Source organism: Curtobacterium sp. TC1, from assembly GCF_019844075.1.
Taxonomy (GTDB): Bacteria; Actinomycetota; Actinomycetes; order Actinomycetales; family Microbacteriaceae; genus Curtobacterium.
Map to the genome: position 1 here is coordinate 2,352,164 of NZ_CP081964.1, position 12,614 is coordinate 2,364,777.

The following is a 12,614-nucleotide window of genomic DNA, read 5'->3' on the forward strand; positions in this document are numbered from 1 at the left end:
CATTGTACGAAGCGCCGGTGACCGTCCATCCGCGCACCGACCGCCTGTGGACGGGTGCACTCCCCCAGTTCGGGGGGTCCTGACAGCGGTCAGTGCCGCGGGAGCGTGTCCTCGAGGTCGCCGTCGTCGGGCGCGGCATCGACCTGGAGCACGACGACGGTGACGTTGTCCCGACCGCCGGCGACGACCGCGTCGCCGACCAGGCGTTCGGCGAGTTCCTGCGCGCCGGCTTCCCGCGCGGCGATGCGTGCGATGCCGGCGTCGCCGAGTTCCTTCGTCAGTCCGTCGGAGCAGACGATGTAGCGGTCACCCGCGCGGAGCGGCAGCGTCCACCAGTCCGGTGCCGGTGGCTCGCCGAACCCGACCGCGCGGGTGATGACGTTGCTGTCCGGGTGCTGCTCGGCGTCCTCGGCGCGCAGCAGGCCGGCGTCCACCATCTCCTGCACCACGGAGTGGTCCACGGTGACGCGTCGCAGGACGCCGTCCTCGATGCGGTAGGTCCGGGAGTCGCCGACGTTGAAGACGAGTGCGGCCGGCTGGCCGAGCGACGCGACCAATGCGATGCCGGTGACGGTCGTCCCGGCGCCGATCGCGTTGCCACCGGCTGCGCGTTCGATGTCGGCGGTCGCGAGCAGCAGCGCCCGCTGGATGCCCTGCCGCGAGGTGAAGGGCTCCTGCGTCACCTGCTCGAGCCGACGCACGACGGCGTCGCTCGCGCGGTCACCGGCGAGGTGACCGCCCATGCCGTCGGCGACGACGAAGAAGGGCGCCCCGACGATGTAGCTGTCCTCGTTGTGGTCACGCCGACGACCGACGTCGGTCGCGGCTCCCCACGAGAGCGTCAGGGTGGCACCGTCGGCACCGGGGACGTCGATGGCGTGCGCAGTCGCTGCTCGGCCGAGTTCGGTCACGTTTCAGGATCGCTCTCTGGGGGGTCGGGGCGTGCCGGGTGCTGTCTGGTCGGTGGGCCACGGGGGAACCGGTGGGGACCCGTCCGCCGTCGGTGCGACCCGGAGGTACGGCGACAGGACCTCGATGGCGTTGCCGTCACCGACCTCGACTACCGTACCCGTCAGTGCGACGATCGACGCACCCGATGCCATGCGGTACACCGGCGCGCCGGCCGGTCGGACGACGGTGCCGTTCGTGGACCGCAGGTCCTGCACGACCACGGCTTCGCCCTCGGCGTGGATGCGGACGTGCGACGACGACACCTGGCCGTTGACGGACCGCACCGTCACGAGTTCCGGTTCGGGGCCGCTGGTGATCCGCGGCAGCGACGGGCGCCGGCCGATGATCACCGGGTGGTCCAGTCGGAAGGTGCGGTCGCCGATGCGGACGGACGGCACACGCGCCGCGGGCGCGGCAGGGACGGACGGGAGGCCCGGCACGGCTCCGACGGGCACGCTCGGTCCGGCGGTGCTCCGGCCAGGGGCGCGGACGATCGTGTCCTCCGGGTCGGCTCCGTCGACGGCCGGTTCGCCGTCGGGCGCCGACGGCTCCGAGCGCGGTCGGATGACGGTGTCGCCGAACAGATCGTCGACACGGTCGCCGCCCGTGCCGTGGGGTCGACGGATGACGGTGTCCTCGATGTCGTCGTCGCGCAACCGGAGCCCTTCGGATGTGGTCCCACCCACCGTAGACGATCCGGTCGACCCGTCACACCGTGTCGTCCGACGGGCGGGTGACCGGGGCCGGGGCCGGTCACGATCGGCGCCGGTCACGATCGGCGCCGGTCACGGGGCCGTCACTCCACGTCGGGGAACTACCGGCCAGCACGGAGCGCAGGACCAGACCGGCGAGCGGGTCGTCTGCGCAGGTCTCGAGGGCGTAACGCGCCCGGGTCTCCGCTCGGGCCGACGACCCGAGCGCCCACGCGCACCAGGCGCCGAGCGCGAGCGCACCGGCAGCTCCGGCCGCGCTGTCCCCCAGCCGGTCCTCGGCGCGCCAGACCCGCCACGCCTCGGCACACCGGTCGCCAGCCGTCCGCACACGGTCGCGGTCCGGTCCGGGCCCGAGGCCCAGCAGCGCTGGCGGCACGGGGCCGTCGGACGGGTCGAACCCGCGGACCGACCGTGGATCCGGCAGATCGCGTGCCACCAGGAACGGCACGAGGGCCAGACGTGTCGCGAGGGCACCACACGCCGTGACGATCGCGATCGCCCCGGTCCTGGTGCAGGGTCCCGCGCCGGGCGCGACCAGCGATGCTGCGGCCGCGGGCAGTGTGACCGCCGCCGCGATCTCGCGAGGGAAACGGACTGCGGTCTGGTCGGGGGAACGTGCCGTCGAGGGGATCATGCACGCCATCGAAGCGTGATCCGGGCCTCCCGGCAGGCGCGAGCCGACCACCTGTGGACAGCACCGCCCCGGCCCGACCTGTGGAGGACGGACCGGGGCGATGGTCAGACAGTGACGGGTTCGAGGCTCCCGGCGACCAGGTCCCACCCTGAGTCGCTGCGCTCGACGATGACGCCGTTGGCGGCGGCCCATCCGACCAGCTCATCCATCGTCGCGACGACCGCTCCGGTGCGCGCGAGCAGCGCGACCAACCGCCCCTTCGCGGTCTTGTTCCAGTGGTTCAACGCTCGCCGTCGACCGGAGCCGTCGACGCTCACGATGCGCGGGGCGACGGAGCCCGGGACGGGACCGAGCTGGCGGTAGCCCTCCGACCGGAGGTCGAGGACCAGGCCGTCTGCCCGCTCGTCCAGGACCCGGGACGAGACCGCCGGCCAGTGTGACGCGAGCCGGAGGTTCCCGAGCCGGGAGTCGTGCGACAGCCGGTACGCCGGGATCGGGTCGCCCGCGCCGATCGGACCGAACATCGCCGACTGCACGACCACGTGGTCGAACCACCACGACCGCGTCGAGTCGTCGGCCGTCTGCGCACCGAGCGGGTCGTAGAGCACCCCCGTGTAGCGCTCGATCGCGGGCATCGTGCCCGACGTGTCGAGCTCGAGGTTCCGGAACCGTTCGGCGATCGACTTCGGTCCGAGCTTGAGAGCCGTCCTGGCCGAGGACTCCTCGGAACTGACAGAGCGGGCCGCGGTGATCACCGCGGCCCGCTCATCGGCCAGTTCCGGGAACGAGAGTGCACGCAGATCGAGCGTGCGGCTCGTGTCCCCACCCTCCCGCTTCGTCTCCGAAGGCGGGAGGAGGACGGTCAGTCCGGTCAGGACGCCAGCGCGGCCTGCCGCGCGACGATCGTCACCGTGTCGTGCTCCACCGACAGGAAGCCGTCTTCGGCGTCGACCGCGACGGTCGACCCGTCGGCCCGCGTGATGCGGACCTGACCCTGCGCGAGGATCGCGAGCATCGGCTCGTGTCCCGCGAGGATGCCGATCTGGCCCTCTGTCGTGCGTGCGACGACCATGGTGGTGTCGCCCGACCAGACCTCACGGTCGGCCGAGACGACGCTCACGCTGAGACCCGCCATGTCAGCGGTTCTCCTTCTGGATCTGTGCCCACTTCTCTTCCACGTCGTTGATGCCACCGACGTTGAAGAACGCCTGCGTCGCAACGTGGTCGAACTCGCCGTCGGCGATGGCGCGGAAGGACTCGATGGTGTCCTTGAGCGGCACCGTGGAGCCCTCGACGCCCGTGAACTTCTTCGCCATGTACGTGTTCTGCGAGAGGAACTGCTGGATACGACGAGCGCGCTCGACGGTGATCTTGTCCTCTTCGGAGAGCTCGTCGACACCGAGGATGGCGATGATCTCCTGCAGTTCCTTGTTCTTCTGGAGGATCTGCTTGACGCGCGTGGCCGTCTCGTAGTGGTCGGCGCCCAGGTACCGCGGGTCCATGATCCGCGACGTCGAGGTCAGCGGGTCGATCGCGGGGTACAGACCCTGCGACGCGATCTCACGCGAGAGCTCGGTGGTCGCGTCGAGGTGCGCGAACGTGGTGGCCGGAGCCGGGTCGGTGTAGTCGTCAGCCGGCACGTAGATCGCCTGCAGCGAGGTGATCGAGTGACCACGCGTCGAGGTGATGCGCTCCTGGAGCACACCCATCTCGTCGGCGAGGTTGGGCTGGTAGCCCACGGCGGACGGCATGCGACCGAGCAGCGTCGAGACCTCGGAGCCGGCCTGCGTGAAGCGGAAGATGTTGTCGATGAAGAGGAGCACGTCCTGCTTCTGGACATCGCGGAAGTACTCCGCCATCGTCAGCGCCGACAGGGCCACGCGGAGACGCGTTCCCGGCGGCTCGTCCATCTGGCCGAACACGAGGGCCGTCTTGTCGAAGACCCCCGCCTCTTCCATCTCACCGATGAGGTCGTTGCCCTCACGGGTGCGCTCACCGACACCGGCGAACACCGACACACCGCCGTGGTCCTGCGCGACGCGCTGGATCATCTCCTGGATGAGGACGGTCTTGCCGACGCCCGCACCACCGAAGAGGCCGATCTTGCCACCCTGCACGTACGGGGTGAGGAGGTCGATGGACTTGATGCCGGTCTCGAACATCGAGGTCTTCGACTCGAGCTGGTCGAAGGCCGGGGCCTTGCGGTGGATCGGCCAGCGCTCGGTGATCTCGAGCTTCTCGTCCGTGTTGAGCACGTTCCCGAGGACGTCGAACACCTTGCCCTTGGTGACGTCGCCGACGGGGACCGAGATCGGAGCGCCCGAGTCACGGACCTCCTGGCCACGGACCAGGCCGTCGGTCGGCTTCAGGGAGATGGCACGGACCAGGTCGTCGCCCAGGTGCTGGGCGACCTCGAGGCCGATCTCCTGCGACGAGTCACCGATGGTGATGGTCGTGAACAGGAGGTTGTACATCTCCGGGATTGCGTCGTGGGGGAACTCGATGTCGACGACGGGACCCGTGACACGGGCGATCCGGCCGACACCGGGCGCCGACGACGTCTCGACCGCGGTGGTTGCGGTGTCGGTCATGGCTGGTGCCTTCCTGAGGGTGGGTATCTGTCCGCGAACGACGCGGACTACTTCTTCTTCGACGAGAGGGCGTCGGCGCCGCCGACGATCTCGGAGATCTGCTGGGTGATCTCCGCCTGACGCGCGTTGTTCGCGAGTCGGGTGAAGTCACGGATCAGCGAGTCCGCGTTGTCGCTGGCCGCCTTCATCGCCTTCTGACGGGCGGCGTGCTCGGAAGCAGCCGACTGCAGCATGGCGTTGAAGATGCGGCTCTCGATGTAGACCGGGAGCAGCGAGTCGAGCACCGCATCGGCGTCCGGCTCGAACTCGTAGAGCGGCAGGGGCTCGTTGCCCTCGGGCTCCTCGACCCCTTCGACGACCTCGAGGGGCAGCAGGCGAACGACCTGCGGCTCCTGCGTCGCCAGGCTGAGGAACCGGTTGAACACGATGTGGATCTCGTCCACGCCGCCCTCTGCGGTGTCCTGGAGGAACTTCGCCACGACGGCGTCGCCGATCTCCTTGGCGGTCGAGAACTCCGGCTGGTCGGTGTTGCCGACCCACTGCTGCTCCGACGCGCGCTCACGGAACGCGAAGTACCCGACGGACTTGCGACCGACCAGGTAGTAGACGACGTCCTTGCCCTCGCTGCGGAGCAGGGAGGCGAGCTCCTCGCCCTGCTTGAGGACGTTCGTGCTGAACGCACCGTTCAGGCCGCGGTCCGAGGTGAAGAGCACCACGGCCGCACGGGTCGAGGACTCCGGCTCGGTGGTCAGCACGTGGTCGACGTTCGAGAACGTCGCCACGGCCGACACCGCACGCGTCACGGCTCGCGAGTACGGGCCGGACGCAGCCATACGGGCCTGCGCCTTCTGGATCCGCGACGCCGAGATCAGTTCCATCGCGCGAGTGACCTTCTTCGTGGTCTTCGCGGACTTGATTCGCTGTCGGTAGACCCGGACCTGCGCTGCCATCTAGCGACGACCCTTGACGATCTGCTCCTGGTCGACGTCCTCGGCGTCTGCCGCGTCGAACTGCTCGGAGCCGAGGGTCTTGCCGTCGCTCGTCTGGAAGCTCTTCGAGAACTCGTCGATCTGCTTCGACATCTCGGCGACGGTCTCGTCGCTGAGCTGGTTCGTCTCGCGCAGGGTCGTGAGGACCTCGGAGTTGCGACGCAGGTGGTCGAGCAGTTCGGACTCGAAGCGCAGCACGTCCGGCACCGGAACGGTGTCGAGCTTGCCGTTGGTGCCGGCCCAGATGGACACGACCTGCTCCTCGACCGGGTACGGCGAGTACTGCGGCTGCTTGAGGAGCTCGGTCAGGCGGGCACCACGATCCAGCTGACGACGCGACGCCTGGTCGAGGTCGGACGCGAACATCGCGAACGCCTCGAGGGAGCGGTACTGCGCCAGCTCGAGCTTCAGCGTGCCGGAGACCTTCTTGATCGACTTCACCTGGGCGTCACCACCGACGCGGGACACCGAGATGCCCACGTCGACGGCCGGACGCTGGTTCGCGTTGAAGAGGTCCGACTGCAGGAAGATCTGGCCGTCGGTGATCGAGATGACGTTGGTCGGGATGTACGCCGAGACGTCGTTCGCCTTCGTCTCGATGATCGGGAGACCCGTCATCGAACCGGCGCCGAGCTCGTCGGACAGCTTCGCACAACGCTCCAGCAGACGGGAGTGCAGGTAGAAGACGTCACCCGGGTACGCCTCGCGCCCCGGCGGACGACGCAGGAGGAGCGACACGGCACGGTAGGCCTCGGCCTGCTTCGACAGGTCGTCGAAGATGATGAGGACGTGCTTGCCGGAGTACATCCAGTGCTGGCCGATGGCCGAACCGGTGTACGGGGCGAGGTACTTGAAGCCGGCCGGGTCGGACGCGGGAGCGGCGACGATGGTGGTGTACTCCATCGCACCGGCGTCCTCGAGCGCGCCCTTGACGGAGGCGATCGTGGAGCCCTTCTGACCGATGGCGACGTAGATGCAGCGGACCTGCTTGTCCTCGTCGCCGGACTCCCAGTTGGCCTTCTGGTTGATGATCGTGTCGATCGCGATGGCCGTCTTGCCGGTCTGGCGGTCGCCGATGATCAGCTGACGCTGACCACGGCCGACGGGGATCATCGCGTCGATGGCCTTGATGCCGGTCTGCAGCGGCTCGTGCACCGACTTGCGGGACATGACGCCGGGAGCCTGGAGCTCGAGGGCACGACGCCCTTCGGCTGCGATCTCGCCGAGGCCGTCGATCGGGGCGCCGAGGGGGTCGACGACGCGGCCGAGGAAGCCGTCACCGACGGGGGCCGAGAGGACCTCACCGGTACGCGTGACTTCCATGCCTTCTTCGATGCCGGCGAACTCGCCGAGCACGATCGCGCCGATCTCGTCTTCGTCGAGGTTCTGCGCGAGGCCGAGCGTGCCGTCCGCGAAGCGGATCAGCTCGTTGGCCATGACGCCGGGGAGGCCCTCGACGTGCGCGATGCCGTCACCGGCGTCGGTGACGTGCCCGACCTCGGCCGTGGAGGCCTTCGTCGGCTCGTAGTTCGAGACGAAGTCCTTCAGGGCATCACGGATCTCATCGGGGCTGATGGTGATGTCTGCCATGGGATTTTCCTTGTGGTTTTCCGGGGCCCTTCGGCTCCGAGAGGGTGACGCTGCCAGACTCGGCAGTTCCCGTTGTGGACTTGGGAGGAGCGGCTTCGACCGTACGCCTAGCCGGCGAGCTGGAGCCGGAGCTCCGAGAGCCGCGTGGACACGGTGCCGTCGATGACGTCGCCGCCGATCTGCACCCGGACCCCGCCGACGACCGTGGGGTCGACGACCTGGTTGATGCTGATGTCCTTGCCGTAGCGCTCGGCCAGACCGCGTGCAACGCGTGCCGACTGGGCGGTCGTGAGTGCCGTGGCGGTGACCACGGTCGCGACGAGCTTGCCGTCCTGCTCGGCCACGATGCGCGAGGCATCGCGGACGAGTTCACCGATGCGGCGGCCGCGAGGCTGCTGCACGAGCGCGGAGACGATGGTCACGGTCTGCTGCGACGCCTTCGGGCCGAGGAGCCGCTCGACGAGCGCGCCCTTCTGCGCCGGGCTACCGAGCTTCGTGCCGAGTGCCAGCTCGAGGCCGGCGTCCGAACGGACGGCGGTCTCGAAGGCGAACAACTCGGACTCGATCGGCGAGCCCGGACCCGCGGTGGCGGCGACGGCGCGGATGCCCGCGTCCTCGATGCCCGCGAGCAGGTCCTGCTGCGAGGACCAGCGCGAGCCGGCCACCGCGGTCAGGACCGCACGAGTCGCGTTCGACTGGCCGGCGAAGACGCGGTCGATGAGGACCTTCTTGCCGGCCGGGTCAGCCGTCGGGTCGGACAGCAGCCCGAGCAGCTGCGGCGCACCGGCGATCGCACGCCCGGAGGCGAGGATCTCGGCACCCGCGGCCAGGTCGGCGCTCGAACCGAGGTCCGAGAGCACCGCCCTGGTGGACGCGAGTGCTTCTCTGGTAGCGCTGCGCATGCTCAGTGCTCCCCCGTCTTCGTGGCCTGCGAGGCCTCGAGGTCGGCGAGGAACCGGTCGACGACTGCCGACGACTTGGCGTCGTCCTTGAGCGATTCGCCGATCACGCCGGACGCGAGGTCGAGGGCAAGGGTGCCCACCTCGGACCGGAGGGACTGGACGGCGCTCTGGCGCTCGGCTTCGATCTGCGCCTGGGCGTTGGCCGTGATGCGTGCTGCATCGGCCGCTGCCTGCTCGCGGACCTCGTTGCCGATCGCCGTGGCGTCGGCGCGGGCCTGCTCGCGGATGCGGGACGCCTCGGAGCGGGCGTCGGCGAGCTGCTTGTTGTACTCGTCGAGCGCAGCAGCGGCCTGCTCCTGAGCAGCCTCTGCCTTCTTGATGCCACCCTCGATGGCCTCGGTGCGCTCATCGAGCATCTTCGTGATGCGCGGCGTGACGACACGCCACATCACCAAGAAGATGATGACGAAGGCAACCAACGACCACACGATGTCGTACACCGGCGGAATGAGGGGGTTGTGCGTCTCCTCCGCCGCGATGATGAGTGCGTTGTGCATCGAGGAACCTTAGTTGGTGAAGATGAAGTACGTGGCGATGCCGATGAAGGCCAGGGCCTCGGTGAAGGCGATACCGATGTACATGAGGGTCGTCAGGCGGCCCTGGAGCTCGGGCTGGCGGGCGACGGACTCGATCGTCTTGCCGACGACGATGCCGACACCGATGGCCGGGCCGATCGCAGCGAGGCCGTAGCCAACCGTCGCGATGTTGCCGTTGATCTCCGCGAGAACGGTCGTTGCGTCCACGTGTTTTCCTTTCGAGGTGCGGGTCCGACGGTCGCCGGTCCCGTAGGGGGTCAGTGAGGAATCAGTGCTCGTCAGCCAGCGCCAGCTGGATGTAGACGGCGGTGAGGAGCATGAAGACGTAGGCCTGCAGCAGCGCGACGAGGATCTCGAAGAAGCTGAACGCGATGCCGAACGCGAGCGTCCCGACGCCGAAGGCCTTGAAGCCGAGCGAAGCGTCGAAGAAGAAGAACTGCGTGGCCGAGAAGAACAGGACGAGCAGCAGGTGCCCGACGACCATGTTCATCAGGAGTCGCAGCGTCAGCGTGACCGGACGGAGCACGAACGTCGAGACGAGCTCGATCGGCGTCACGATGATGTAGAGGAACCACGGCACCCCGGGCGGGAAGAGCGAGTTCCGGAGGAACGTGCCCGGGTGCTTGCGGAGGCCGGCGTAGATGAACGCGACGTAGGCAACGATCGCGAGGATCATCGGCATCGCGATGCGACTGGTGCCGGCGAGGTTCATGCCCGGGATCAGACCGGTCAGGTTCATGAACAGCACGCCGAAGAAGATCGTCGCCAGGAGCGGCAGGAATCGCTTGCCGTCCTTCTCTCCGAGGTTGTCGAAGGTGTTGCGACGAACGACGTCGAACGCGTACTCGATGAACGCCTGACCGCGGTTCGGGACGAGCTTCAGCGCGCGGGTCCCAACGAAGGCGAACACCAGGAGCACGGCGACGGCGAAGAAGCGGATGAGGACGACCCGATCGATCTCGAACGGCGTCCCGGCGAAGAAGATCGCATCCGGGAAGAACTCGTTGATCGACGGACCATGGAACTCGGCGGCCTTGCTGCTCCCCGCCGCAACGGTGTCAACCGCAGCAGAGAGGGACAGGGGAAGAGCGTGGGATAGCAGCGCTGTCTCCTGTGTCGGCGCGCGCACATCATGGCACGCGATGGTGGACGTTGTGGAGGCTTGCCCGCTCCGAGCGAAAGGCTCCGGTGGCGGACTCCGAGAAGCCTATCAGGTGCGAGAGGCTTCCCGGCTTCTCAGTTGCGGGGGGTCGGGTTCTCAGCGTCCGCGGAGCCACCGGCTCCGTCGCCGGGCAGCTGCACGCCGATCGGGATCCGGGCCTTCGCCACCGCGACGACGTCGATGACCAGGGACCCGACGACACCCGCGATGATCACGATCGCGAGCACCGGGAAGTCCACCCAGGTGCGGTCCTTCAGCGCCACGAGCAGCACGATGAAGACGATGAACTTGAGCAGCCAGGTGCCCATCACGATGCCGAAGAAGGCACCCGAGATCATCTGTCCCTTGGAGACGCGCAGCGCGACGAGGACACTGACGGCGGTCAGCCCGAGGAACACGACGCTGAGCACGGCACCGAGCAGGCCGCCGACGAGCCCGGGAGTGTCGGCGACGAGCAGTCCCACGACTCCCCCGACGATCGCCAGGGCGACGGCGAGGACCGCTCCCCAGGTGATGATGCGGCGGAACACCGGCCGGACGTGGTCGAGCGCGTTCGGTGCGGTCACGTGATGTCTCCTGGGATCGTGCGGTCGTTGGCGGCCCGGTCGAGCGGGTCGAGGCTGGCGTCCACCACGGCGGCGGAGCGGTTGGCGGTCTGGGCGGCGATCTCGGTCCGCTTCCGGCCGAGCGGCGCGAACGTGGCGACCGCGCACACGGTGAAGCCGACCGCGACGAAGGTGACCACCCAGTACCAGTCGACGAACAGGAACAGCAGGCACCCGACCGCGACGGTGGCGGTCCACGCGTAGAAGATCAGCACGGCGTGGAAGTGCGAGTGCCCCATGTCGAGCAGGCGGTGGTGCAGGTGCTTGCGGTCGGCCGAGAACGGGGACTTCCCGGCACTGAGCCGCCTGGTGACCGCCAGGCCGAAGTCGAGGATCGGCACGATCAGGATCGCGAAGGGCAGCAGGATCGGGATGAAGGCCGGCAGCAGTGCCTGGCGTGTCTGCACCGCTGCCGGATCGATGTTGCCCGTGACCGACACCGCGCTCGTGGCCATCAGGAAGCCGACGAGCAGGGCTCCCGCGTCGCCCATGAAGAGCTTCGCGGGGTGCCAGTTGAGGATGAGGAACCCGAAGCAGGACCCGACGAGCACCGCCGTCAGCAGGGACGGCAGGTTGAAGAAGAACTCGGTCTGCACGACCACGCGGTTGATGAAGAACGTGTAGAGGAAGAACACCCCGCCGGCGATGATCGCGACCCCCGCGACCAAGCCGTCGAGTCCGTCGATGAAGTTCACCGCGTTCATCACGAGCACCACCGCCAGCACCGTGAAGATCAGGCTCATGTACGACGAGCCGACCCCCAGGGTGTTCCCGATCGGCAGCGACACGATGGCCACGCCCTGCCAGGCGAGGATGCCCGCGGCGATGATCTGCCCCGCGAGCTTCGTCATCCAGTCGAGGTCCCAGATGTCGTCCGCGACCCCGAGGACCACGATGATCGTCGCTCCTCCGAGCACCGCCAGCACGCGCCCGGGCTCGGAGAACACCAGCCGGAAGTAGTCGGTCCCCGCGATCGAGGGGAACAGGAACCACGCCGCCAGCAGCGACACGATGACGCCGATGTACATCGCGATCCCGCCGAGGCGCGGCGTGGGCGTGCGGTGCACGTCCCGCTCGCGGACCTGGGGGTACCACTTGTACTTCAGCCCGAGCTTCCAGACGAGCACACTGACCAGGAAGCTCACGACCGCGGCGATCGCCCCCGCCAGCAGGTAGTACTTCATCCGACGAGGTCGGCTCCGACGACCCGGGTGATCTCGTCGTCGGAGATCACCCCGTGCCGGACGATGCGGAGCTTCCCACCGTCCGACAGCCCCGTCGCGTCGACGATCGTCGACCCGGTCGAGGCCTCGAAGCCCTCGTGCGCGCCGATGGCGCCACCGTCCAGGTACACGGCGACGCTGTCCCCGAGCATCCGCTCGGCGGCGTCGACGTCCATCGCCGCCGGGTCACCGGTCGAGTTCGCGGACGAGACCGCGAGCGGACCCACCTCTTGCAGGAGCTCGAGTGCGATCCGCGAGTCCGGCATCCGCAGGGCGACCGTGCCCCGCGTCTCGCCGAGGTCCCAGTCGAGCGACGGCTGTGCCCGCAGGATCACGGTCAGCCCGCCGGGCCAGAACTCGGCGACGAGGTCGCGCACCTGCTGCGGGACGTCGCTCGCGAGCGCGTCGAGCGTCGGCGGGCCGGGGATGAGCACCGGCGGCGGCGACTGCCGCGTCCGGCCCTTCGCGTCGAGCAGCCGCTGGACGGCGGCCGCGTTGAAGGCGTCCGCGGCGAGGCCGTAGACGGTGTCGGTGGGGACGACGACGAGGTCTCCGCGCCCGAGGGCGGCACGTGCGAGCCGCATCCCGGTCAGGAGCCCGTCGGAGTCGGTGCAGTCGTATCGGGATGCCATGACTCGACGATGATAGTGCGACACAA

General features: G+C 68.8%; 15 protein-coding genes. All 15 read right to left on the reverse strand.

What is annotated here, in order from left to right; all coding sequences use genetic code 11:
- Positions 1-89: 89 nt before the first annotated feature.
- The 15 genes from KZI27_RS12195 to KZI27_RS12265 all read right to left on the reverse strand — a co-directional run bounded on the left by KZI27_RS12195 (position 90) and on the right by KZI27_RS12265 (position 12,588).
- Entirely contained in the window at positions 90-911 is an 822-nt protein-coding gene (locus KZI27_RS12195) for a PP2C family protein-serine/threonine phosphatase (RefSeq protein WP_222657836.1), read from the reverse strand.
- A gap of 3 nt (positions 912-914) precedes the next feature.
- Positions 915-1,607, reverse strand: a complete 693-nt coding sequence (locus tag KZI27_RS12200; RefSeq protein WP_222657837.1) for an FHA domain-containing protein — start codon at positions 1,605-1,607, stop codon at positions 915-917.
- Positions 1,608-1,704: 97 nt separating this feature from the next.
- The gene (locus KZI27_RS12205; RefSeq protein ID WP_222657838.1) at positions 1,705-2,298 is read right to left on the reverse strand and encodes a hypothetical protein; all 594 of its coding nucleotides are present in this window, start codon (positions 2,296-2,298) and stop codon (positions 1,705-1,707) included.
- 104 nt (positions 2,299-2,402) lie between these two features.
- Positions 2,403-3,173 carry a YaaA family protein gene (locus KZI27_RS12210; RefSeq protein WP_315971215.1) on the reverse strand — a complete coding sequence of 257 codons (771 nt, stop codon included), beginning with the start codon at positions 3,171-3,173 and terminating at the stop codon, positions 2,403-2,405.
- Positions 3,170-3,433, reverse strand: a complete 264-nt coding sequence (locus KZI27_RS12215) for a F0F1 ATP synthase subunit epsilon (protein ID WP_027465776.1) — start codon at positions 3,431-3,433, stop codon at positions 3,170-3,172. Before KZI27_RS12215 ends, KZI27_RS12210 begins: the two co-directional genes overlap by 4 nt.
- A gap of 1 nt (position 3,434) precedes the next feature.
- Positions 3,435-4,889 (reverse strand): F0F1 ATP synthase subunit beta, encoded by a 1,455-nt coding sequence (gene atpD, locus KZI27_RS12220; RefSeq protein WP_065959250.1) that lies wholly within the window; start codon positions 4,887-4,889, stop codon positions 3,435-3,437.
- Positions 4,890-4,936: 47 nt separating this feature from the next.
- Positions 4,937-5,839: a F0F1 ATP synthase subunit gamma gene (locus KZI27_RS12225; RefSeq protein WP_123312398.1), complete on the reverse strand. Its 903-nt coding sequence runs from the start codon at positions 5,837-5,839 to the stop codon at positions 4,937-4,939.
- Positions 5,840-7,468 (reverse strand): F0F1 ATP synthase subunit alpha, encoded by a 1,629-nt coding sequence (gene atpA / locus KZI27_RS12230; RefSeq protein ID WP_123312397.1) that lies wholly within the window; start codon positions 7,466-7,468, stop codon positions 5,840-5,842.
- 107 nt (positions 7,469-7,575) lie between these two features.
- Positions 7,576-8,370 carry a F0F1 ATP synthase subunit delta gene (locus KZI27_RS12235; protein WP_222657839.1) on the reverse strand — a complete coding sequence of 265 codons (795 nt, stop codon included), beginning with the start codon at positions 8,368-8,370 and terminating at the stop codon, positions 7,576-7,578.
- A gap of 2 nt (positions 8,371-8,372) precedes the next feature.
- On the reverse strand, positions 8,373-8,927 hold the full coding sequence (locus KZI27_RS12240) for a F0F1 ATP synthase subunit B (protein WP_222657840.1): 555 nt from the start codon (positions 8,925-8,927) through the stop codon (positions 8,373-8,375).
- Positions 8,928-8,936: 9 nt separating this feature from the next.
- Positions 8,937-9,173: an ATP synthase F0 subunit C gene (gene atpE / locus KZI27_RS12245; protein ID WP_027465781.1), complete on the reverse strand. Its 237-nt coding sequence runs from the start codon at positions 9,171-9,173 to the stop codon at positions 8,937-8,939.
- 61 nt (positions 9,174-9,234) lie between these two features.
- Positions 9,235-10,095, reverse strand: coding sequence for a F0F1 ATP synthase subunit A (atpB, locus tag KZI27_RS12250; protein ID WP_333925860.1), 861 nt, complete (start codon positions 10,093-10,095; stop codon positions 9,235-9,237).
- Between the two features lie 107 nt (positions 10,096-10,202).
- The gene (locus KZI27_RS12255) at positions 10,203-10,694 is read right to left on the reverse strand and encodes a hypothetical protein (RefSeq protein ID WP_222657841.1); all 492 of its coding nucleotides are present in this window, start codon (positions 10,692-10,694) and stop codon (positions 10,203-10,205) included.
- Complete coding sequence (locus tag KZI27_RS12260; protein WP_123312394.1) at positions 10,691-11,917, reverse strand: MraY family glycosyltransferase; 1,227 nt, start codon at positions 11,915-11,917, stop codon at positions 10,691-10,693. Before KZI27_RS12260 ends, KZI27_RS12255 begins: the two co-directional genes overlap by 4 nt.
- A complete protein-coding gene (locus tag KZI27_RS12265; protein ID WP_222657842.1) occupies positions 11,914-12,588 on the reverse strand; it encodes an L-threonylcarbamoyladenylate synthase in 675 nt (224 codons plus the stop codon). The genes KZI27_RS12260 and KZI27_RS12265 overlap by 4 nt, the downstream gene beginning before the upstream one ends.
- Positions 12,589-12,614 lie beyond the last annotated feature (26 nt).

Bases quoted from the DNA above. Each gene is read 5' to 3' on its own strand.
- KZI27_RS12205 (WP_222657838.1), bottom strand. From the start codon at position 2,298: ATGATCCCCTCGACGGCACGTTCCCCCGACCAGACCGCAGTCCGTTTC.
- KZI27_RS12215 (WP_027465776.1), bottom strand. From the start codon at position 3,433: ATGGCGGGTCTCAGCGTGAGCGTCGTCTCGGCCGACCGTGAGGTCTGG.
- atpD (WP_065959250.1), bottom strand. From the start codon at position 4,889: ATGACCGACACCGCAACCACCGCGGTCGAGACGTCGTCGGCGCCCGGT.
- KZI27_RS12225 (WP_123312398.1), bottom strand. From the start codon at position 5,839: ATGGCAGCGCAGGTCCGGGTCTACCGACAGCGAATCAAGTCCGCGAAG.
- atpA (WP_123312397.1), bottom strand. From the start codon at position 7,468: ATGGCAGACATCACCATCAGCCCCGATGAGATCCGTGATGCCCTGAAG.
- KZI27_RS12235 (WP_222657839.1), bottom strand. From the start codon at position 8,370: ATGCGCAGCGCTACCAGAGAAGCACTCGCGTCCACCAGGGCGGTGCTC.
- KZI27_RS12240 (WP_222657840.1), bottom strand. From the start codon at position 8,927: ATGCACAACGCACTCATCATCGCGGCGGAGGAGACGCACAACCCCCTC.
- KZI27_RS12260 (WP_123312394.1), bottom strand. From the start codon at position 11,917: ATGAAGTACTACCTGCTGGCGGGGGCGATCGCCGCGGTCGTGAGCTTC.
- KZI27_RS12265 (WP_222657842.1), bottom strand. From the start codon at position 12,588: ATGGCATCCCGATACGACTGCACCGACTCCGACGGGCTCCTGACCGGG.